A 22,901-nucleotide genomic window follows, 5' to 3' on the forward strand; every position below is an offset into this window, starting at 1 on the left:
GCTACTGGGCGAAGCGCTCCTTGAGCCGCTCCACCGTCCAGCGCCATTTCGGCGTGGTCGGGCGGCAGATAGTGTTCTGGTTGCCGAACAGGCCGACTTCCCGCACGGCCTCATTGAGCGGCAGGCTGTACAGCCACTCGACGGGCACGAAGTATTCGCAGCGCTGCGGGTCATCGACATAGGCGCGGTGGTAGTCGGCTTGCAGCAGCTCCAGCGCCGGGCGCTCGACGCCGCCCTCGCTGAGGCAGAAGTCCTTGGCCGCCGTGGCGTGGCCGGTTACGCGGGCGACGCCGACATAGCCCGCGCCGGGCACGTTGACCCAGAGGCGGTCGCCGGGGCCGACCAGTTTCAGGCTGTTGCTGTACCAACTGCCGCCGCCGCCGCAGACAAAACCGTAACGCCGAGCCTCGGCCCAGTCGCGCGTGCTGCTATGGCCGAACGAGGCGTAGAACTCGCCATTCCAGGGTTCGGCCGGCATGCCGGGCTTGCTGACGCTGCTGGCCTGCGGTGCTTCGCTGGGGTCGAGCAGCCAGGCGCGGCTGATCAGTTGCTGCTCACCCAGTTGGAACACCTGGAAACACAGCACGTTGATAGCGATATCGCGCTCGCTCAGGTAGCCGACGATGCGCTCGCTGCTGGTATCCAGCTCCGCGGCAACGATGACAATCTGATGGCTCTGGTTCAGCGCCTCAGCCTCCAACGGCGCGCCGAAGCGCGCCTGAAAGTCCGCCGCCAGGTCGGCGCCGGGTTTGAAACGCTGGTAAATGGCTTCGATCTCGTTGGCCTGCAAACGCTCCACCCACACCGCATAGTCCAGCGCCTGCGCCACCACCTCACGCGGGGTGCGCTCGCGCTTGAGCTCGATCAGCACCAGCGAAGCATCCGGCGCCAGCGCCAACAGGTCGATACGCCCGCCCTGGCCGGTGCTTTCCTGCCGGCCAATCAACAGCCAGTCCTCGGAGAGCAGCGCCGGGGCACTGACGATCATGTCTTCGAGGAACTGCTCGCTGGCCAGCACGGCACTTTTCAGCGGCGCGGGCTGTGCGTCGACGGTCCAGATCTGAGTGCGAATGGGCATCCGTGCGTTCCTGTTGCCTAGGCCACGGCCTGCTCGACCAGCGCACTGGTCAGATGCTCGTGCACCTGCCGAGCCTGGTTAATGCGGGCTTTGAGTTGGTCGCAGAGGGCCATCAGCTGGTCGACTTTGGCGACTATGCGGTTTTGTTCCTGGAGCGGGGGAAGCCCCATCGGTGTGTCCAACACATCCTCACGTGAGATGCCTGGGATCGCTATACCAATGGACTTACTTTGAAAATGCTCAGCCATCGAGAGCAGCAAATATCGTGTGAACTGCGTGTCGAGCAGAACTGGGCGAATGGCCATAAGCTGGCGACTAATCGCGAGCTCTTCCTGGTCTACAAAGTTGGTTTTACCGACTCCAGAGCCTTTGACTGTCAACAGTATGTCCCCCTGGATTGAGGTGGCTCGCCGCTCATAAGTGAATCGCGTTGGCTGCGGATGGACCTCACCAAATTCCGCAGGACCTGTGAGATACGGAATGGCCCCGTCCTGCAGGGTGTCAAAGTACTCATCAGGTCCTAGATGCTGCCCAGAAATCAGCTCAATGAGTTCACCGAATCTGACAAGCTCCCATCCATTTGATATTTCACGCAATCGCTCATCTGCGCCAACCTGTGGCAGCGGCTTCGGCTTCTTGATTTTCCCTTCTGCTGCTAGCCGCACCTTTTCTTCGGCAATGCGCTTGAGCAGTTCACTGGCCGGCTCATCACTAGGATCTTGCTCCACCAGCTTACCCATCACCGCCAGTTGCAGCAGGGTTTGCTTTAAGGAGTCGATACTGGGTTCGGTGGTGAACAGGGTGTGGAAGTACTCGGTCAGGCGCTGCCAGCTTTGGGCAAAGTCTTCGGCATCGCTGGCCTGAGTCAGGCTGCTCAACAGCGTCTGCACCAGTTGGGCATGGGCGCTTTCGGCATCGCCCTGCCGGGCTTCTAGCCGGTCGCACAGGGCCATCAGCTCATCGACTTTGGCGACGATGCGGTGTTGTTCGGGTAGCGGCGGGAGTGGAAACGGATTTGTCTCAACAAAGTCTTTTGGCAACCGTTTCTGGCCTGCCGTCCCTGTCATCTTGGTTTCGCCAACAAGCAAGAACTTCGGCGACTTCAGATAGGCCAGCACAAATCGTGGATCAAGTGTTCCGCCGACAGGGCGAACAATGTGCAGTTCGGTAGTCCCGGCTCCCAGTCCATTCACGAGTTTTGAAAAGACGCATGCCTTGCTGTTTTCAAAACAAGGCGTAATTTTTGCCACACCAATATCACCCTCTGCGAAATGCGTGAAGCCTTGTTTCACTTCACCCCATAGGCGAGGCTCTTGCGCATGCTGATCATCGAAGCGCGTACCAATAAAGGTCATAGGCACAAACGAGACCTCAAGTGAATCTGCCGCAGCATTGCGGGGGTTAACAAATGCCACTTGTGCTAATGTCCCCCAACTCCAACCTGCTGGTAGTTCAAACGGCTCGGCTTCCTCGCCAAATTCAGCCAACGTCTTCTGCTTCTTGACCTTCCCCTCCGCCACCAGCCGTGCCTTTTCCTCAGCAATCCGCTTTAGCAACTCACTGGCCGGCTCATCACTCGGATCTTGCGGCACCAGCTTGCCGCGCACCGCCAGTTCCAGAATCAGCTCACGCAGTTTTTTGATGCCCTTTGGTGCCCCCGCCAGCAGCGGCAGGTTATCGGTCAGCACAGTACTCATGCGTCACGCTCCGCCGCCTGTGCGGCAAAGGCCTCGGCCAGCACGGCCTTGAGCTGATCGCGCAGCTCACCAATCTCACCTTGCAGCGCGGCGTAGTCACGCAGCAACTCGTCCGGGTTGTGGCTGATCTGTTCGCCGATGTGAGGGTTCTTGCAGTCGAGGTTCCAGTTGCGGCTTTTCAGATCGTCGATGCTGACCTTCCAGGCGAACTCGTTCTCCTGGCGTGCGGCAAAGCCATCGGCCTCGCTGCCCCACCAGGCTTCCTCGACAGCAAACTCTTCGACTCGCATGGGTTTGGTCTTGGAGTAGCTTTTGTAACCTGCTGGGTACTGGTGCTCGTAGAACCAAACGTCCTTGGTGGGCGTGCCCTTAGTGAAGAACAGTAGGTTGGTCTTGATGCCGGTGTAGGGGTTGAACACGCCGTTGGGCAGGCGAACGATGGTGTGCAGGTTGCATTCGGTCAGCAGCTTTTCCTTTATGCGACTCTTGATGCCTTCACCAAAGAGGAACCCGTCGGGCAGCACCACGGCGGCGCGGCCACCGTCCTTGAGCAGGTGCATGATCAGCACCAGGAACAGGTCGGCGGTTTCGCGGGTGCGGAAGGCCGTGGGGAAGTTGGTTTCGATGCCGTCTTCTTCCATGCCACCGAACGGCGGGTTGGCGACGATGCACTCGACCCGCTCCGCCGGCCCCCAGCTGATCAGAGGACGCCCCAGGGTGTTGTCGTGCCTGATCTGGTTGGGCACCGCGATGCCGTGCAGGATCATGTTGGTGGTAGCCAGCAGGTGTGGCAGCGGCTTTTTCTCCACGCCGAAGATGCTCGACTGCAGGGTGCGCTCGTCCTCGGCGGTTTGCACATAGCGCTTGCGCTTGTGCTCGATGCTGCAGGTGAGGAAGCCGCCGGTGCCGCAGGCCGGGTCCATGACCTTTTCGTCCAGCTTGGGGTCGACCATGCGCACCATGAATTCGGTGACCGGGCGCGGGGTGTAAAACTCACCGGCATTGCCGGCGTTCTGCAGGTCGCGCAGCAGTTGCTCGTACATGTCGCCAAAGGCGTGGCGCTCCTGCGCCTTGTTAAAGTCCACCCCTTCCTGAATCTTGTTGATTACCTGGCGGATCAACTGGCCGGACTTCATGTAGTTGTAGGCATCCTCGAACACGCCACGCACCACATAGGTGGCCGGCGTGGTGCTGTATTCGTGGAGGTTCTGCAACTGCGGGAACAGGTTGTTGTCGATGAAGTCCTTCAGGGCATCACCGGTGATGCCCTCCGGGTTGGCCGCCCAGGTACGCCAGCGGCAACTCTCGGGAATCGGCGAACGGTAGTCGTCATCGAGCAGCTCCCACTCCTGCTCGCGGTCGTCGAATATTTTCAGGAACAGCATCCACACAAGCTGGCCAATACGCTGCGCATCACCGTCGACGCCGACGTCCTTGCGCATGATGTCCTGGATGGATTTGATGGTGCTGCTGATGGACATGCTTACTTCCTGAAAAGGTGTTCACGGTGCCAGGCCAGATAGTCGCGATGCTGCGGCTTGATCTGGCGCAAGCGCAGACAAGGGGTGATATTGAGCGCACGGGCGCTGTCGGGGTCGAGATCCTCGCCAAGGAGAATCTGCCCCTGATCGTCAAAGCTGATCAGGCCACGGTCGAAGGCCAGATCAAGATTGGGGGTGAGCAACAGCCCGTTGAACGGATCAAGCCGCTCGGCCGGGCTGGCAGCACGCCAGGGTTTGATATGCGAGGCCCGCAACAACTCCGGTACGCAGCAGTCGGTAATCGCACAGCCGCCCCAGTAGGCCAGCAGGTCGTCGCGGTAGCCGCTCTGGCCGATGCGCGCTTTGATCAGGGCATCGCGTTCGGTGTCGGTGAGGTTGGGATCGTTTAGAAATTCCTCTGTTGAGACCGAAGATTTAGGAGTCGCGGACTGGAGGGCAGAAACAGAGGATTTATAACCGAGTAGATCAAGCAGTTGATGAAGGTCGGCCTCTGTAGCGATATCCAATGCAATTGCTAATTTACTGTCAGAGCCAGCTACGGTGGGATAACCCGTCATGTTGGTGTTTCGATACCCGGTATTTGGCAACGAAGGGGAAAGTACCTTGATGGAGTCCCATTTATCTGCGGTGGCATGTTCTGGATGAATGAGGAAGGGCTGCTTGGCAACAGGAGCACCCGTTTTGCTCATTTTGACGAATACACGACCGTTAAAATCAGGTCGCTCATACCCGTTAGCATGTTGATTTTTGACGGTCAGAACAAAGCCCTTACGGATGAGCGCAGCTGCGATTTCAAATGAATTAAGTTTGGGCATCGGTTATCCGTAGAGCTGTCGCTCAAGCTCCTGAATGGCCTGCTGATAGCCCGGTTTGCCGCCAAAGGCCTTGACCAGCTCAATCGGCGCACCGATCTGGCTGAATGGCGCCAGCTGAAGAATCTTGATGTCTTCGATGTGCTCGACGCCGGTGTCGGCGTATTTGTCGAGCAGGGCTTCCAGTACCTGGCGGGCGGCGCCGGAGTATTTGGCGAAGTAGTTGCGTTTTTTCACCTGCTCGGCGCGCTCCTTGCGGGTGAGCGGCGGCTGGTCGAAGGCGATATGGCAGATCAGGTCGAACGGATCGAGCGGCTGGCCGCGCTTGGCTGAGACTTCGTCGTCCAGGGCTTCCCACATCACGCCTTGAGCGGCCAGTTCATCGATGATGACTTTCTTCTGTTCGGCATCGCTCCAGCGGCGCAGGAAGTCATCCAGCGAGGCAAACTGTTTCTTAACGCAGGTGCGGGTGTAGTCGCGTAGCGATTCGGTGATCAGCTTGCCGTCCGGACCGTAGTACTGCACGCGCTCGGCAATGACGTGCACGGCGACGTTGTTGATCACGTATTTGACGCGCTTCTTGCCGCCATCGTCGTCAGCGCCGCCGGTGGTTTCGTCACCTTCTGTTGGCCCAGCGCCACCGTCGATCACGTCACCCTCTTCGCCCTCGGTTTCTTCCGGCGGCACCGGTGAGGAGTCGCCCTCGGGGTTGTAGATTACCACCGGCTCCCCGTCGAAGGCCGGGTCGGCAAACAGTTCGGTGGCTTTCTTGAAATCCATGATGGTGAACCAGTACTTGCCGTAATCCTCGTTGATACGGGTGCCACGACCGATGATCTGCTTGAACTCGGTCATGGATTTGATGTGCTGGTCGAGCACCACCAGTTTGCAGGTCTGGGCATCAACGCCGGTGGTCATGAGCTTGCTGGTGGTGGCGATCACCGGGTAGCGCGACTCGGGGTTGATGAAGTTGTCCAGCTCGGCCTTGCCTTCCTTGTCGTCGCCGGTAATGCGCATCACGTATTTGCGGTTTTCCTCAACGCGCTTGGGGTTGAAGTTGACCAGGGCCTGGCGCATGCGCTCGGCGTGGTCAATGTCGTCGCAGAAGATGATGGTTTTCTGGAAGGGGTCGGTGGCGATCAGGTATTCGGTAACCTTGCGGGCGACCAACTGGGTGCGCGCTTCGATCACCAGGTCGCGGTCCATGTCCTTGAGGTCATAGACGCGGTCTTCGATCAGCTCACCGTTCTTGTCGCGCGTGCCCTTGGGCGGACGCCAGCCTTGCAGGTCTTTGTCGAAGTCGATGCGCACCACTTTGTACGGGGCGAGGAAGCCATCTTCGATGCCTTGCTTGAGGGTGTAGCTGTACACCGGCTCACCGAAGTAGGTGATGCTGGAAACCTCTCTGGTCTCCTTCGGTGTAGCAGTCAGGCCGATGTGGGTGGCACCGGAGAAGTAGTCGAGAATCTCGCGCCAGGCCGAGTCTTCGGAGGCGCTGCCTCGGTGGCATTCGTCGATCACCACGAGGTCGAAGAAGTCGCGGGAAAACTGCTTGTAGATATTCTTCTCTTCTTCGTTGCCGGTCACGGCCTGATACAGCGACAGGTAGATTTCGTAGGACTTTTCGATCTGCCGTTTGGCAATCTTGGTCATCGCCTGGCCGAAGGGCTTGAAGTCGTTGTTCTTGGTCTGGTCGACGAGGATGTTGCGGTCGGCGAGGAAGAGGATGCGTTTCTTCTGCCCGGACTTCCACAAGCGCCAGATAATCTGGAAGGCGGTGTAGGTCTTGCCGGTGCCGGTGGCCATGACCAGCAGGATGCGATCCTGCCCGCGCGCCACGGCCTCGACGGTGCGGTTGATGGCGTTCATCTGGTAGTAACGCGGCATGCGTCCGGAACCGTCGTCGTAATACGGGGCTTCGGCTTTCTGCTGGCTTTCGCCACTCAGGCCCTTCCACTGGCAGTAGCGCTGCCAGAGCTCATCGGGGCTGGGGAACTGCTCCAGGCTCAGCTCGGTTTCCTTTTGCGTGCCAGTGCCACTGCGATCATGGAAGAGGAAGCCGTCTCCGTTGCTGGAGAATACGAACGGCACATCCAGCGCCTCGGCATAACCGAGCGCCTGCTGCATACCGGCGCCGAGCGCGTGCTTGTTGTCCTTGGCCTCGATAACCGCCAGCGGCAGGTTGGCCTGGTGATACAGGATGTAGTCGGCGCGGCGCGATTCGCCTCGGCTGTGCAGCTTGCCACGGACGATGATGCGCCCCTTGGTAAAGCTGACTTCCTCACGAACCTGCTTGTGCAAATCCCAGCCCGCCGCGGTGATGGCCGGTGTGATGTATTTGCTGCAGATGTCACGCTCAGTCAGTGAATTCTTGTCCATGTATCCGTCCCGTTGAACTGCCTTGACCTCGCATATCTGGTTGGCGAGGCGATTATTGGGACGGCGTAAAAGTGTACGCTAGAACCCTTGATTACGTCCCTGATGGCTCTTTGACCTAACTGTGTGCGAACGACGTCACAATATCTATCCAGCCAGCATGGGTAAAGCTCGCGTCCCATCAAAACGCGGCTTTTTTGCACAGAGGTAGCACCAGTATTCCACTCAAGCTATTCGCGCGGCGTTGTGACGTCAGCGCATGGCGAAATGAACATCCCACGTGCGATTGGATCACGCCGCTGGATCATCCCTATCCCCCGTCTGTCCTGAAGCTGCCGGAGGCTGCCCACGGTGAGAAAGCAAAGGCAGTTGCGCTCACAGAACAGCGGATGCGAGTAATCCAATAGGCCATCGATGCTGCCGTCACGTAGCATGCGATGCTGAGTCCGAGGTCGATCTGAGCAAATTGCGATTCTGAAGTCTAAACGCGAGCGCTCGTGCGCCCCTCAATGCTCCGGAGTCCCGAGTTCAAATTTCGTGACGCAGTATTCCAAAAGGTATTCCATAGAAAAGACAAACCGAATTTTTATGTTGTTTTTAAATAAGATAAAAAGTCATTTCAGATTCCCCCGGCTCCACCAATTTTTCTTCCCAGGAAGACCCAGAAAAGCCGTAAAGCCTAAAGAAATCAAAGCTTTACGGCTTTTTTATTGCCCACGCTTTCCCACCTAATCCCAGGGCAACCCGCGGTTGACGGGGGCATATATGGGGGCATAAAACGCTCATCAGCTCGCTCGGAGAGGATGTGCCCCCAATGCCCCTGAAAGACACCAACTGCCGCAACGCCAAGCCCCAGGACAAGCCGTATCGCCTGTACGACGAACAGGGGTTGTACCTAGAAGTGCAACCCAACGGAGGCCGTTACTGGCGCTTGAAGTACCGCTTTCTGGGAAAGGAAAAGCGCCTTGCGCTTGGTGTTTATCCTGAGGTCGGCCTGCAGGAGGCCCGACGCAAGCGTGATGATGCACGCGTTCAGCTTGCCGGCGGCCAAGACCCTTCGCTGCAAAGACGCATGGCCAAGGTGGTCAGCCAGCTCGATCACCAACACACCTTTGAATCGGTCGCAAAGCAATGGCTCACTATTCGCGAGTCAACCTGGGATCCGGAGTACACCCGCACGGTACGGCAGCGCCTTGAGCTCAATGCCTACCCCTGGTTGGGAAAACTCCCAATCAGCAGCATCAGCACACCCATGCTGGTCGAAAACCTGCAGCGCATTATCAAGCGCGGTGCTCGCGAGACGGCCCGTCGTGTTGCCCAGATCTACAAACAGATTTTTGAGTTCGCCGGAGCTGCCGGCATCACCCCGCCCAACCAGATAGGGAATCTCTCACGGACGCTCCCAGCCAAGCGGGTGAAACACTTTGCTGCCGTGACCGATCCTGAAAAACTCGGTGCACTGCTCAAAGCACTGGATAGCTACACGGGAACAATGCCTGTTTGTTGTGCACTCAAACTGGCCCCATTGCTGTTCTGCCGACCCGGTGACCTGCGCCACATGGAGTGGTCGGAGGTCAATCTGGATGCGGGCGAGTGGTTGATACCCGGCCACAAGATGAAAGGGCTCACTGCCACCAAACAGGATCGTCCGGATCATTTGGTTCCCCTGAGCCAGCAAGCAATCGCTGTTCTGCGCGAGCTGAAACCACTCACCGGCAGACATCGGTACGCCTTCCCCTCGGCACGAGGAGGCGACCGGCCGATGTCCAACAATGCCGTACTCAGCGCGTTACGCCGCATGGACATCAGCGGCGACGAAATGACTGGGCACGGTTTTCGTGCGACAGCGAGAACCATAGGCGCTGAGGTGCTGGGGTTTCGCCCCGATCTTCTGGAGCATCAGCTTGCTCACACGGTAAAAAATCCGCTGGGACGTGCGTACGATCGAACCACCTTCTTGCCGGAGCGGCGTGAAATGATGCAGATCTGGGCCGACTTTTTGGACTCGATAAAACGCTGAATGCAAGCGCCCCCATCAGCCAGCAAGCCTTCAAGCTAATACAAGCACTATCTTATCGCTCCAGTACTGGCTGAATTGCTAAACTGCGCCGATTTGGCGCCTGTAGTGCGCCAGGCGCAGTCCAAAAGGAATTCCTACCGATGTCAGCCTTATCAGCTTTGCTGAATACCTACCGCAGCGCTTCTGTCACCGAACGCGAAAAAGGTACTTATTTCGAAGAGCTGATTTGCACTTACCTCCGCAACGAAGCCACCTACCGCGACCTGTACGACAAGGTATGGGCATATGCGGAGTGGGCGAAGGAGCAGGGCCTTAGCGGTAAGGACGCGGGCATCGACCTGGTGGCGCGCACCCAAGGTACCGGCGAGTACCACGCCATCCAGTGTAAGCTGTATGCCGTGGATTACCGCGTTCAGAAGAAGGACATCGACAGCTTCTTCACTGCCTCGGGCAAGGCGCCGTTCTCGCACCGCATCATCGTAGCCACTACCAACAACTGGAGCGAGCACGCCGAGGACGCGTTGCAGGGCCAGCAGCCCCCGGTCAGTAAGATCGACCTGCAAGCCCTGGAAGACAGCCAGATCGACTGGGCCAAGTACCAGCCCAATCAAGCCGTCGCGCTCAAGGCCAAGAAGCAGCTGCGCGAGCACCAGCAAACCGCGCTGAATGCCGTGGCCGCTGGCCTCAAGGACGCCGAACGCGGCAAGCTGATCATGGCCTGCGGCACCGGCAAGACCTTCACCAGCCTGAAAATTGCCGAGCAGCAGGCCGGCAAGGGCAAGCGTGTATTGTTCCTGGTGCCCAGCCTGTCACTGCTATCGCAAACCCTCACCGAGTGGACGCAGGAAAGCGCAACCCCGCTCCACAGCTTTGCCGTCTGCTCCGACAGCGACGTAGGCAAGAAGCGCAAATCAGAGGATGACGCGGTTCAGGTGTTCACCCACGAGCTGCGCTACCCGGCCACCACCAAGGCGGATCGCCTCGCAGCGGAAATGCTCAAGCGCCACGATGCCGAACACATGAGCGTGGTGTTCTCCACCTATCACTCCATCGACGTAATCAGCCGCGCCCAGGCTGATCATGGCCTGGCCGCTTTCGATCTGGTGATCTGCGACGAAGCGCACCGCACCACGGGTGCCACCTTTGGCGACGATGACGAAAGCAACTTTGTGCGCGTTCATGATGCCGACTACATCCGCGCCACCAAACGTCTGTACATGACCGCTACGCCGCGCATCTATGGTGACAACGCCAAGCTCAAGGCCGAGTCTGGCGAAGTCACCCTGTGCTCGATGGATGACGAAGCGCTCTACGGCAAAGAGCTGTTCGTCATCAACTTCTCCGAGGCCGTTCAGCGCGGCCTGCTCACCGATTACAAGGTGCTGGTACTCACCGTCGAGGAGAGCACCATCAGCCGCCGCCTTCAGGAGATGCTGAAGGACGAGAACAACCAGCTCAAGGTAGACGACGCCGCCAAGATAGTCGGTTGCTGGAAGGCGCTGGCCAAGCAGGGATTGGCCGAAAACTTGGTGGGTGATGATCAGCCCATGAGGCGCGCTGTAGCTTTCTGCCAGGTCATCTCGCCCAATTACAAGGGCACCAAGCACAAGGTCAGCTCGATCAACATCGCCAGCATGTTCCAGTCGGTGGTGGAGGCTTATCAGGAGTCAGAAAACATCGATGAGGCCTCACGCATCATCTGCGAAGCCGCACACGTCGATGGCGGCATGAACGCTAGTGCCAAGGAAGCCAAGCTCACCTGGCTTAAGGAAGAACCGCCAGCCAACACCTGCCGCATCCTCAGCAACGTGCGCTGCTTGTCTGAAGGTGTGGACGTACCGGCGCTGGACGCCGTGCTCTTCCTCACCCCGCGTAACTCCCAGGTGGACGTGGTGCAATCGGTGGGCCGGGTGATGCGAAACGCACCGGGTAAAAAGCGCGGCTACGTGGTGCTGCCCGTCGTCATTCCGGCCGGCATGGAGCCCCACGAAGCGCTCAATGACAACCAGACCTATAAAGTGGTCTGGCAGGTGCTTCAGGCACTGCGCTCGCACGACGACAGCTTCGACGCCATGGTCAACAAGCTTGACCTGATCGGCTCTGACCCGCGCAAGATGGAAGTCATCGCCATCACCGACAAGGCCGAGAAAAAGGCCAGGAAAGCTAGCGGCACCAGCAACGGCCAGGCAGGCAAAGGGCAGTACGGCATTGGTGAGAAACGTACTAAGTACGATGTCGAGGGTCAGATGACCCAGCAGGCCGAGCTGGCCTATGAGGTGGGGGAAATCGAGAAGGCCATCTACGCAAAGATCGTCTCCAAGTGCGGCAACCGCCACCACTGGGAAGACTGGGCCAACGATATCGCCAAGATCGCCCGCACCCATATCGATCGTATCCAGGGCATTTTGGAAAACCCTGAATATATCCAAGAGAGAGCGACTTTCGAGGCCTTCGCTGCTGAGCTGCGCGATGATCTCAACGACAGCATCAGCGATGGCGAGATCGTCGAAATGCTCGCCCAGCATCTGGTAACCAAGCCGGTGTTCGATGCGCTGTTCGAGGAGTACAGCTTCGCCAGCCACAACCCCATGTCCAAAGCCATGCAAGGCGTGCTGGACGCGCTACATGAGCATCACTTGGCCAAGGAAGCCGACACTCTAGAGAAGTTCTACGCCAGCGTGCGTCAGCGTGCTGCCGGTATCGACAACGCCCAGGGCAAGCAGAAGATCATCGTCGAGCTGTACGACAAGTTCTTCCGCAACGCCTTCCCCAAGATGACCGAGCGCTTGGGCATCGTTTACACCCCGGTCGAGGTGGTGGACTTCATCCTCCACAGCGTCAATCACCTGCTGCAAAAAGAGTTTGACCAAACCCTCGGCAGCAAGGGCGTTCACATCATCGACCCCTTTACCGGCACTGGCACCTTTATCACCCGTTTGATTCAGTCGGGTCTGATCAAGCCGGAAGAGCTAGCGCACAAGTACAGGCACGAGATCCATGCCAACGAGCTGGTACTCCTGGCCTACTACATCGCCGCCATCAATATCGAAGCCGCCTACCACGGAGAAGTGATCGACGAGTACACCCCGTTTGAAGGAATCTGCCTGACCGATACCTTCCAGATGTATGAGAAGGAAGATCTGGTAGAGGCACTGCTGGTGGACAACAGTGCCAGGCGTAAGCGGCAGAAGGCGCTCGATATTAGAGTGATTGTGGGTAACCCACCGTACTCCATAGGACAGGGCAGCCAGAACGATAACAACCAGAACGTAAGCTACCCGGCATTGGATCGCCGCATTGAGGAAACTTACGCTGCGCTTTCTGAGGCCACTCTTTCAAGAGGCCTCTACGATAGTTATATCCGCTCTATTCGCTGGGCCAGTGACCGCATCGGCAATGCTGGCATTATCGGCTTTGTGACCAACGCAGGTTTTTTGGACGCTGCCTCACAGGATGGAATGCGTAAGTGCCTAGCGGATGAGTTTTCCAGCCTCTATGTGTTCCACCTGCGTGGTAACCAGCGAACCAGCGGTGAAACCTCTCGTAAGGAAGGCGGCAAGATCTTCGGCAGTGGCAGTCGCGCCCCTATCGCCATCTCACTGCTGGTAAAGAATCCAGACGCACAGTTTCAAGGCCAGATTTTTTTCAACGACATCGGCGATTACCTGAGTCGAGAAGAAAAACTAGAGAAAATTGCAAACTACGCCAGCGTGGCTGGTATTGAGCAATGGCAGCAGATCACCCCGGACGAGCATGGCGATTGGCTTAAGCAGCGCGACGATAGTTTTGGTCAATTCATTGCTATAGGGGATAAGAAAAATGATGGCATCAAGCTTTTCGACAGTTTCTCGCTTGGTGTTGTGACTGCACGCGACGCTTGGGCCTATAACGCCAGTCGTATGAAGCTAGAAGTCAACATGAGTAGTATGATCGGCTTCTACAACTCTGAAGTGGCTCGCTTTGAGGCGGCATATAAAGGGCTGGACACCAAGGCTCGACAAGAGCTGGTCAACAACTTTATTGATGTCAATCCGGCACGTATCAGTTGGTCTCGTGCTTTGAAACAAAACCTCGGGAAGGGTCGCACGTTCACGTTTGAAAGCGAATGTTTGGTGACCGGTCTTTACCGACCATTCACTAAGCAGTGGCTGTATTTCAACCGCGCCTTTAACGAGATGGTGCTACAGATGCCGCGCCTTTTCCCCAGTGCTAGCGCGGAAAATCTGGTGATTGGCGTTTCTGCTTCTGGCGAGAAAGTTGCCTTTAGCGCCTTGATTTCACGCCATGTGCCAAGCCTTCACTTCATAGACATTGAAGGTTCACAGTGCTTTCCGCTCTACCTCTACGACGAAGCAGCCCAAGCCTCAACAGACGACCTCTTTGCTGAACCAGTTGAAGGCGGCCTGCGCCGCCGTGACGCTATCACCGACGCTAGTCTGGTTCACTTCCGGAGCGCCTATCCCGACGAGCAGATCAGTAAGGAAGACCTGTTCTACTACGTCTACGGCATCCTCCACTCCCCAGACTACCGCGAGCGCTTTGCCGACAACCTGAGTAAGGAGCTGCCACGCATTCCGGCAGTGAAGGAAGCAGCCGACTTCTGGGCGTTCAGTAAGGCTGGGCGCGCTTTGGCCGACCTTCACCTGAACTACGAAACCGTCGCGCCCTACCCGCTGACCATCGAGGCCAAAGGCACACTCTCCGCCGCTGACTACCGAGTGGAGAAGATGAAGTTCGCCAAAAAGGGCGACAAGACCACCGTCATCTACAACCACCGCATCACCCTAAAGGGCATTCCTGAAGCGGCGTGGGATTACGTCGTCAACGGCAAAGCCGCACTCGATTGGGTGATGGAGCGCCAAGCGGTGCGTACCGACAAGGCCAGCGGCATCGTCAACGACGCCAACGACTGGGCCGTGGAAACCATGGGCAACCCCAAGTACCCACTCGAGCTGTTCCAGCGCGTGGTCACCGTCAGCTTGGAAACTCAGAAAATCGTCAAGGCGCTGCCCAAACTCGATATCGGCACAGATGACTAGTTGAGTCAGATAGAACACTAAGCATTCAGTCACTACTGCCTTGGTTGGGCCACCCTTTCCCGACCAAGGTAGAGCACCTGCTGATTGCCAGCCCGGCACTCTCATGTTAAATAGTGTCCGTCTCAAGCGTTCCCTATCGATCCGCAACGGGCCGCCACGTCGCCCCGGTAACGACGTTAAAAACTTTCGCCTCGTTCGCATCAGCTGAATGGGCCGCATCAGCTGCCTTTGGCTGATTTGCGTACCTGGTCAGAACACTCGCAGTCCGTTCTGTCCCTAGAAGCCTTAGTACCCTAGAACTTCTGTAGCCCACAACGACCTCCGACGCTACCGACCATGAATCTCGGAAACGCGCATATACCTATGCGTGTGGCAAATGCCCCTGCTCGCTATATAGCCAGCCGATACCCGTCTTTTACCCTTTTTAGCAGTAGTGCCGGAGGACGCTGCCCCACGCTTCAGAACCTCGGACTCAAAACCTATGGCAAAGCACGTTAGCAACTTTGACGACGTCGGCGACGATGACAAGATTCTTCGTTTGCGCGATGTCGAAGCAATCGTCGGCCTAAAACGTTCAACGATCTATCGGAAAATATCGGAAGGCCTTTTCCCGCGACAGCGCCTTTTGTGCGGCTCCAGCGTCGGTTGGCGTAACAGCGAAGTCCAGGCTTGGATTCGGCAAAGGGAGGCGCTGTAATGCAGCGCCGAACACCTCAACAACCGGGCTGGACGATAGAACTCACAGCAGCGGTCGATATTCCAGCGGAAAAAATCCAGTGGATTTGGCCAGGCTGGCTGCCAAAGGCAAAGTTATCCATTCTTGCCGGCGCAGGTGGATGCGGCAAAACCACGCTGGCAATCTCGCTGGCCGCCACGCTCAGCAGAGGTGGTGACTGGCCAGACGGCAGCAAATGTGAGGCAGCAGGCAACATCGTAATCTGGAGCGGCGAGGATGGTATCGCTGATACGATCATTCCCCGCCTTACGGCTGCAGATGCAGACCTAACCCGCGTGCACGTTATCGAGGGGCTCAGAGATCAACGTGGGAACAGACGACAGTTTGATCCTGCAGCCAACTTTTCCCTTTTGGATGAAGCAGCCGCAAGGATTGACGGCGTTTCATTGCTGATTTTCGACCCACTGATCAATCTCATTCGTGGGGATATGCACCGGGCAAACGAAGTTCGGCAGGGGCTACAAATGGTAGTGGATTTCGCAGAGCAGCATTGTTGCGCTGTCCTCGGTATATCTCACCTGAGCAAAGGTACATCCCAGTCATCCGTAGCTGATCGCGTAATCGGCAGCCAGGCATTCTCAGCGCTTGCTCGCACGGTACTGGTGGCTGGGAAAGCTCAAAATTCCGAAGCGCGAGTGCTTGTCCGACCGAAATCCAACGTCTCGATTGATAGTGGGGGGATAGAGTACTTCGTTGAGCCCTTAGTGATAAACGAGCAGTTGGAAACAACCTGCATCCGGTGGGGAGAGGCCGTCGAAGGTAGTGCTGAAACTATTTTGGCGGATATCGAGCGAGCGGACGGCGAAAGACCAGCATCAGCTACTCAAGAGGCGTGCAGCTTTCTCGAGGAGACGTTGCAAGCTGGGCCTGTTGCAATCAATGCGTTGATGGCTTTAGCTGAAGAACGTTGCATTTCTTCGGCGTCACTTCGCAGAGCCCAGAAACAGCTAGGTATACGTTCACACAAAACAGGTATGCAGGGCGGATGGGCATGGGAGCTTCCCACCGCTTCCTGAAGGCGCTCAACGCACGTCGAAGGTGCTCAATACTTGTGTTGAGCACCTTCGTTTTTATTGAACGCCTTCGACTCGCGAGAGAGTCTGTATGCCTGATTCCTCAGATAAAATCCCGGCACGCCAGTCGCACAGGTCGACCACGACTACTTCCCAATGAAATAGAGATTGCCGTTCTTGTTGTAAATCGTGAATCGCCCCTGGTTTTCTAGACACTCTCCAAGCTCAGGAAATAGCGTTTCTCATACTCTACTGGAGACAGCTGCATAGCACTGCTGTGTCGGCGTTTAGGGTTATAGAACATCTCGATGTAATCGGGCTTGGGCTTTCAGGCTGTGTGAATATCCGGGTTTGGTGGGGGCGCCACCGGCGCTTTTCGCCTTTACGGCGACCTACTTTTGCTCTTGGGCAAAAGTAGGCAAAAACCGCTGGCTCCCACATCCGGCCCCTGCGCTGCGCTCCGGGGTCCCCTCCGCTCCGGTGCCTTTCGGGGCTTCGCGGCCTCCGGCTGGCTGCGCCAGCCTCCATCTCGCGACTTCGGCTAGCGCCGAAGGGCGCTGCGCGCCTGCCCCTACAGACACCTCCACTCGGCCTTCTGAGGTCGCGATAGATGGCGTCTGGACTATCGCGTATCAAAAGCAACGGCAACGGCAACGGCAACGGCAAACAAATTAATTGTTTGGGTGTTTATTCCTGCCTATCTCACGGCCGAACCGCCGCTCCTGTAGGCACAGCGCCGTTCTCAAGAGCTGCGGTGAGCCTGTGTGAACGGCGGTTCGGCGCCCCGATTTACCCGCGAATGGCCCAAAAGCTCACCACAAAAACCATTGAATAAAACAACGCCAGTCCAGGCGCCGCCCGTAACTTGCGCCCCATCAGCAGGCCGAGCGGAGGTGTCTGTAGGGGCAGGCGCGTAGCGCCCTTCGGCGTAGCCGAAGTCGCGAGATGGAGGCTGGCGTAGCCAGCCGGAGGCCGCGAGGCCCCGTAAGACACCGCAGCGAGGGGACCCGGTGCGAAGCGCCGGGCCGGATGCAGGGGCGCGCGGCTTTTGGTTACTTTTGGCCAAGACCAAAAGTGACCCGCCGTAAGGGCGGAAAGGTGACTAACCGTCGCCAAATCAAACGGATAAGCCCACAAACCACCAAACCACCAAACCACCAAACCACAAAACCATCAGGAAACCGCCGAAACCCCCTCAACCCCACGCGCAGCGTACTTCTGAGCCAACACCGCACACACCATCAGCTGAATCTGATGAAACAACATCAACGGCAAGATCATCGCCCCAATCCCACCGCCCACGAACAAGACCTGAGCCATCGGCACTCCCGTAGCCAGGCTCTTCTTCGACCCGGCAAACAAGATGGTGATGCGATCTTCCACACTGAACCCCAACACACGCCCCAACAGCCGGGTCACGAACAACACCGCTGCAAGCAAGATCCCGCAGACGACGAACAGCCCCGCCAAATGCTGTGCCGAGACCGTATGCCAAAGCCCGGTGACCACCGCATCGCTGAAAGCCGTATACACCACCAGCAGGATCGAACCTTGGTCGACGATCTTCAGCCACCGTGCATTGCGCTTGACCCATTCCCCGATCCAGCGACGGGCAACCTGCCCTGCCACGAACGGGACCAGCAGTTGCAGCGTGATCTTCAACACCGCGTCCAACCCCGACCCGGTGTCGCCCTCGGCACCGAGCAGCAGCATCACCAGCAACGGTGTGAGGAAGATCCCCAGCAAGCTCGATGCCGCTGCGCTGCAGATCGCCGCCGGAATGTTGCCGCGCGCCAGGGAGGTGAAGGCAATCGCCGACTGCACTGTCGCCGGCAAGGCGCACAGATAGAGCACGCCCAGATACAGCTCGTTGCCCACCAACGGCACGAACAGCGGCTTGAAGGCCATGCCCAGCAACGGGAACATCACGAACGTGCAGGCGAACACCAGCAAGTGCAACCGCCAATGGCTGGCGCCAGCGATGATCGCTTCGCGCGACAGCTTGGCGCCGTGCAGGAAGAACAGCAGGCCAATCGCCAAATTGGTCAACCAGCCAAAGAACACCGCGCCATCGCCTGAACACGGCAAGAAGGTGGCGATCAGCACGACCCCAAGCAAGGCTAAGGTGAAGTTATCGAAGATTTTTCTGACGTACTTCATGGTTTATTCCGAGTTGTATTTATGCAGGAGCAAACGATAAGGTCTCGCCTTCCCTACCGCTAACGCCGGAACCCCCACTAGTGTCGCTGAACGGACATCCCGAGGCCTGCCTCGACCAGCTCGAATGCCTACCACGACAGGTCTATGGCCAGGCCGAAAGCCTCCCCAACATTGCCTTGGGCTATCGTCACCGGCATCCATGGGGGCAACTCTCCCACGCCCGCAACGGCATCCTGCGCGTGCACACGCCCGAAGGCCTGTATCTGGTGCCCCCCCAACGGGCCGTCTGGATCGCCGCACAGGTTCCCCACCGTGTGGTCTGTGAGCCCAACACCTGTATCCGTAGCCTGTATATCGAACCTGCCGCCCTGCCCTGGCCGGCCATGGCCTGCCGGGTGGTGGTAGTGGAACCGCTGCTGGGCGAACTGATCCAGGCGTTCTCGCAATTGCCCGTGCACTATGACGAGTCAGGCGCCGATGGGCGTCTGGTGCAGGTGCTGCTCGACCGTCTGGCCAGTGCCCAGGAAGAACAGATGCTCCTGCCGCTCCCTCGCGATCGTCACTTGCGTCAGATCTGCCGTCGCCTGCAAGCCTCGCCCGACGATACCCGCAGTCTGGCCGACTGGGCGCTGCGTCTTGGCATCTCGGAAAAGACCCTCAGCCGGCGCTTTCTGCGCGAGACCGGCCTGACCTTCCGCCTATGGCGTCAACGGGTGCGCCTGCTAAGTGCCTTGCCAGCGCTGGAGCGCGCAGAACGGGTCACTGACGTGGCCTTGGCTTGTGGCTATGCCTCGCTTTCAGCATTCATCGCGGCCTTTGGCGAGCATTTCGGCCAATCGCCAGGCGAGTTCCTGCGACGCCACACACCTTACTGAATCTGAAAAGGATCTTTTGCATGAAGCCACTGCCCTACGTGCGCTTTGCACTCGCTTTGAGCCTCGCCACCGTGACCGGGCACAGCCTGGCCGACGCGCTGCACACACAGGTCGATGAGGTTATCGAGCCCTTGATGCGTGAACACGACATCGCGGGCATGGCCGTGGCCGTGATCGCCGATGGCAAGGAGCACTACTTCACGTACGGCGTGGCCAACAAGGCCAACGCCCAACCCGTGAAACGCGACACGTTGTTCGAGGTCGGCTCGCTCAGCAAGACCTACACCGCCACCCTCGTTGCGCTTGCCAGCGCCCAGGGTACGCTGGCGCTGGATGCCCCCGCCAAACGCTACCATCCGGCCCTTGAAGGCACGTCCCTGGGTGAGGCCAGTGTGCTGGAACTGGGTGCCTACAGCGCCGATTGCCTACCGCTGCAATTCCCCGACAACGTGCAGACCGAAGCGCAGGTGCAGGCCTTCTATCAGCACTGGAAACCGCGTGTTGCACGGGCCACTCAGCGCTGTTACTCCAACCCCAGCCTAGGCCTGTTTGGTGATCTGGCGGCGCGTGCACAGAAACAATCGTTCGCCAAGATCATGACCGAACAACTCTTGCCTGCACTAGGCCTGACCGATACCTACCTTGCCGTATCTGGCACTGCACAACAGCGTTATGCCCAGGGCTACAACGCCAGCAACCAGCCGGTGCGGGTCAATCCAGGACCATTGGCGGACGAAGCCTATGGAATCAAGACCACCGTGAACGATGCCGCACGCTATGTGCGCCTGCAGTTGAACGCCGACTCGCTGGCGCCATCGCTGCAAAAGGCGATCGCCCTCACCCAGGCGGGCTACTTCAAGGTCGGCCCGATGACCCAGGGCCTTGGATGGGAGCGCTACCGGTATCCAGTCGCCTTGGAAACCTTGCTTAAAGGCAATAGCTCTGAGGTAGCTCTCAACCCCCAACCTACCGTCCGTTTGCAACCGACCCTGCCCACCGAACCAGCCGCTTGGTACAACAAGACCGGTGCCACCGGAGGTTTCGGTGCGTACTACGCCTTCATCCCGGCCAAGGGGCTGGGGATCGTCCTGCTCGCCAACCGCAACTACCCAAATGAAGCCAGGGTACGCGCGGCCTACCAGATCCTTTCCGCCTTGGAACACTGAGACACGAAGCAGCCACTTCAGCCCCAGAACACGCTCGAGGCGCTGCGCGTGATCGATTGTCGGACAACATGTAGTGCCAAAAAATATTCACTACAAACCTGTTGACGTCGTTCATCAGCCTTGGGCATGATGAGGCCGTCTCCCTGATCGGGAGCGGTGGCAAGGGTGTTCCAGACGGCCTGCGCGGTAACGCAGGCCGTCCGTGGAGAGGGAAACTGTCCAAAAGGCAGCGTGAGAAGGCCCCTGTTGCAATGCTGCTGTAGCAGCCGTGTTAGTGCGCTACACATCGTGGCGCCGAGTGAAAAATCACTGACTGATGGGTAATGGGGGCTTTATGATGAATTTGAACAACAATCCTACGATCGACCAATTGGCCCAGCTGTTCGCCGCGCGCAAGGACAGCCTCGATGACCACCTACTGTGGGTCAGCCAGACTGGCGAGGTACGCCTCGACCGTCTGCCACCCAACACGGTCGAAGATGAATTCGAATCGCACATGCCCAGCATGCGCGCCCGCTTCAAGGTCTACCGCCGTGGCCAAGGCTATGTCGGCAAGAAGGCCGCCGCCGACACCGAGTTCGTCGGCCGCGTCCTGCAGACCCTACAACAAGAATGGCCTACCGCCCGTGAGCGGCAGGCAGTCAAGGTGATAGACCCATTGAACTGAGTCGTACCACCCTTCTTTGAGCCCGGCCCTGCAAGGCCGGGCTTTTTCATGCCTGTTACACTGTGCGCTCCTGTTTGTTGGAGCCTGCGATGAATATCCCTGCCTATGGCACCGGCGACGCGTCCTACCTGGCCGCTGGCGGCATCGACGGCCTGCGCCGTCTGGTCGATGATTTTTACCGATTGATGGACCAGCGCCCTGAAGCATCCAGCGTGCGGCGCATGCACCCTGACAACCTTGAAGGCTCACGGGACAAACTGGCCTGCTTTCTGAGCGGTTGGCTCGGTGGACCACGCCTGTACAGCGAGCGCTATGGCTCGATCGCCATTCCCTCATTCCACGCACAATGGCCAATCGACGAAGAGCACGCCAACGTCTGGCTAAGCTGCATGGAACAAGCCATTGCCTTGCAGCCTTGGGCCAAGGATTTTGCAGAGTACCTGTTGCGCCAGCTGCGCGTGCCGGCCGAGCGTATCGTCCAGGCCAGCCGCAACCGCCGCGCTCAGGCCTGAAGTCGCCGGGCCCTGGCCGCGGGCAACGGCACGGCGCCGGTGGCCAAGGCCCGAGCGCGCTCCACGCCCCAGACCAGGGCACGGGTCATGGTCTCACCGGGGCGCGCGGGATAGTACTCCTCCAGCAGGGCTTTGCCGTTCCCAGCATATAGCCCGAGAAACAATTGCGTGGCACCCAACCGCGACAACCGCACCTGGATATCGAGCACGGTGCCATCACTCAGGACTTCGTCATGGCAGCGGCTGTGCAACTGGGCATCGGCCCATTCCCAATAAGTCTGTTCCCTGACACGCATGCATTCACCTCCTTGTGCTGAAAATCGGCGCAAGAAAAGCACAGCCGTGACCGCCCGGCGAGTACGACCCACCGATGCCATGAGCAAGATCAACAAACAGGATGAAAAGCTGCCAGCGAACGTGATGCAGTTCTCCGATCGATCAGGCAAGCGTCGGCGCAGGAGCCAAAGTGCCCTCGCCTGACCGCTATATTGCTGGCCAGGCGAGAACGCTGGGCGGGGTTACTTCCGGGTCCGGAACCGGGGCGTGAAACGGCCCTTTTTGACGCGCTGCAAATGTGCAGGCTTAAGTTGTTCCGATTCATCCAGGGTCATGTTGGCGAACCCCAGGCGCAAGAACGCCTGGCCACACCACACTTGGCTGTTGATCGGGAACGCATCGTTCATGTCTTCGGAAAAGGATTCGCTCATGCCCTGCTCCCTCCAATGATGGCTGCGCCAGCAAGCACTCTGCTTGCTCAGAAGCGGCGGCCCGTTGAAATGGAGACTAGTCGGTCATTTGCAGACCTTCCGGACAATCCGGCATCACCCGACCAGTGGCAAAGTGCCCTACTTCAGGCGGACTGCCGTACCGGTTGCGAATACCACGACCATGCCGCCTTGGACTGATGGCATGCTGATTTCGAAATCCACACCCAGCACTGCATCGGCTTGCAATTGACGTGCCCGCGCCTTCAGCTCCTCGGTGGCCTGCTCACGCGCCTCGCGCAGGGCGCTTTCCAGAGTCTGGGAACGGCCGCCGAAGAAATCACGAAAGCGAGCAAAGAAATCGCGCACGAAGTTGATGCCTTGCACCGATTCGGCGCTGACCACACCCAGGTATTCGGCGACGGGGCGGCCTTCGAGCTGGCTGGTGGTGCTGATGATCATGAAACGGCTCCTTGGCCACAGTTGGAAACGCGCGAATCTTAACAGACCTTTCCATACGATCTGGCCTGGCCAGCTGCCGCAC

General features: G+C 58.4%; 16 protein-coding genes and 2 pseudogenes. 8 read left to right on the top strand and 10 right to left on the bottom strand.

The annotated features are described in order from the left end of the window. Position 1: 1 nt before the first annotated feature. The 5 genes and pseudogenes from R6G97_RS20350 to hsdR form a co-directional block, all read right to left on the bottom strand. Positions 2-1,078 carry an endonuclease NucS domain-containing protein gene (locus tag R6G97_RS20350; RefSeq protein WP_185279961.1) on the bottom strand — a complete coding sequence of 359 codons (1,077 nt, stop codon included), beginning with the start codon at positions 1,076-1,078 and terminating at the stop codon, positions 2-4. Positions 1,079-1,095: 17 nt separating this feature from the next. Further along, positions 1,096-2,775, bottom strand: coding sequence for a restriction endonuclease subunit S (locus tag R6G97_RS20355; protein WP_317847423.1), 1,680 nt, complete (start codon positions 2,773-2,775; stop codon positions 1,096-1,098). After that, positions 2,772-4,256: a type I restriction-modification system subunit M gene (locus R6G97_RS20360; protein ID WP_185279959.1), complete on the bottom strand. Its 1,485-nt coding sequence runs from the start codon at positions 4,254-4,256 to the stop codon at positions 2,772-2,774. Before R6G97_RS20360 ends, R6G97_RS20355 begins: the two co-directional genes overlap by 4 nt. 2 nt (positions 4,257-4,258) lie before the next feature. Next, positions 4,259-4,660: pseudogene (locus R6G97_RS25020) on the bottom strand (HNH endonuclease); the annotation flags it as partial. Between the two features lie 435 nt (positions 4,661-5,095). Continuing rightward, entirely contained in the window at positions 5,096-7,468 is a 2,373-nt protein-coding gene (hsdR, locus tag R6G97_RS20370; RefSeq protein ID WP_185279958.1) for an EcoAI/FtnUII family type I restriction enzme subunit R, read from the bottom strand. Between the two features lie 811 nt (positions 7,469-8,279). Here hsdR and R6G97_RS20375 point away from each other — a divergent pair. From R6G97_RS20375 to R6G97_RS20390, 4 genes are all read left to right on the top strand, one after another. Further along, positions 8,280-9,485, top strand: coding sequence for a tyrosine-type recombinase/integrase (locus tag R6G97_RS20375; protein ID WP_049296426.1), 1,206 nt, complete (start codon positions 8,280-8,282; stop codon positions 9,483-9,485). Positions 9,486-9,625: 140 nt separating this feature from the next. Then, positions 9,626-14,524, top strand: coding sequence for a DEAD/DEAH box helicase (locus R6G97_RS20380; RefSeq protein ID WP_317847424.1), 4,899 nt, complete (start codon positions 9,626-9,628; stop codon positions 14,522-14,524). Positions 14,525-15,005: 481 nt separating this feature from the next. Beyond that, positions 15,006-15,221, top strand: coding sequence for a helix-turn-helix transcriptional regulator (locus R6G97_RS20385; protein ID WP_054881519.1), 216 nt, complete (start codon positions 15,006-15,008; stop codon positions 15,219-15,221). Then, positions 15,221-16,276 (top strand): AAA family ATPase, encoded by a 1,056-nt coding sequence (locus R6G97_RS20390; protein WP_054881518.1) that lies wholly within the window; start codon positions 15,221-15,223, stop codon positions 16,274-16,276. The genes R6G97_RS20385 and R6G97_RS20390 overlap by 1 nt, the downstream gene beginning before the upstream one ends. 205 nt (positions 16,277-16,481) lie before the next feature. Here R6G97_RS20390 and R6G97_RS20395 read toward each other — a convergent pair. Continuing rightward, positions 16,482-16,589 (bottom strand): annotated as a pseudogene (locus tag R6G97_RS20395) (IS3 family transposase); the annotation flags it as partial. A gap of 857 nt (positions 16,590-17,446) precedes the next feature. After that, complete coding sequence (locus R6G97_RS20400; RefSeq protein WP_043214969.1) at positions 17,447-18,433, bottom strand: bile acid:sodium symporter family protein; 987 nt, start codon at positions 18,431-18,433, stop codon at positions 17,447-17,449. A gap of 80 nt (positions 18,434-18,513) precedes the next feature. Between R6G97_RS20400 and R6G97_RS20405 the strand changes: the two genes are divergently transcribed. The 4 genes from R6G97_RS20405 (at position 18,514) to R6G97_RS20420 (ending at position 21,653) form a co-directional block, all read left to right on the top strand. Continuing rightward, positions 18,514-19,308: an AraC family transcriptional regulator gene (locus R6G97_RS20405; RefSeq protein ID WP_043214970.1), complete on the top strand. Its 795-nt coding sequence runs from the start codon at positions 18,514-18,516 to the stop codon at positions 19,306-19,308. Positions 19,309-19,328: 20 nt separating this feature from the next. Then, entirely contained in the window at positions 19,329-20,474 is a 1,146-nt protein-coding gene (gene ampC, locus R6G97_RS20410) for a class C beta-lactamase (RefSeq protein ID WP_317847425.1), read from the top strand. A 334-nt stretch (positions 20,475-20,808) separates the two neighbouring features. Beyond that, a complete protein-coding gene (locus tag R6G97_RS20415) occupies positions 20,809-21,141 on the top strand; it encodes a hypothetical protein (protein WP_070572416.1) in 333 nt (110 codons plus the stop codon). An 89-nt stretch (positions 21,142-21,230) separates the two neighbouring features. Beyond that, positions 21,231-21,653, top strand: coding sequence for a group II truncated hemoglobin (locus tag R6G97_RS20420; RefSeq protein ID WP_043214976.1), 423 nt, complete (start codon positions 21,231-21,233; stop codon positions 21,651-21,653). On the opposite strand, the gene R6G97_RS20425 is transcribed toward R6G97_RS20420, so the two are convergent. From R6G97_RS20425 to R6G97_RS20435, 3 genes are all read right to left on the bottom strand, one after another. Beyond that, on the bottom strand, positions 21,644-21,949 hold the full coding sequence (locus tag R6G97_RS20425; protein WP_043214979.1) for a hypothetical protein: 306 nt from the start codon (positions 21,947-21,949) through the stop codon (positions 21,644-21,646). The two genes, R6G97_RS20420 and R6G97_RS20425, sit on opposite strands and share 10 nt — an antisense overlap. 222 nt (positions 21,950-22,171) lie before the next feature. Then, positions 22,172-22,360 carry a hypothetical protein gene (locus tag R6G97_RS20430; RefSeq protein WP_043214981.1) on the bottom strand — a complete coding sequence of 63 codons (189 nt, stop codon included), beginning with the start codon at positions 22,358-22,360 and terminating at the stop codon, positions 22,172-22,174. Positions 22,361-22,498: 138 nt separating this feature from the next. Next, entirely contained in the window at positions 22,499-22,819 is a 321-nt protein-coding gene (locus R6G97_RS20435; RefSeq protein WP_070572421.1) for a YbjQ family protein, read from the bottom strand. Positions 22,820-22,901 lie beyond the last annotated feature (82 nt).

The sequence above is a fragment of the Pseudomonas sp. HTZ2 genome (assembly GCF_033173945.1).
GTDB lineage: Bacteria > Pseudomonadota > Gammaproteobacteria > Pseudomonadales > Pseudomonadaceae > Aquipseudomonas > Aquipseudomonas guariconensis.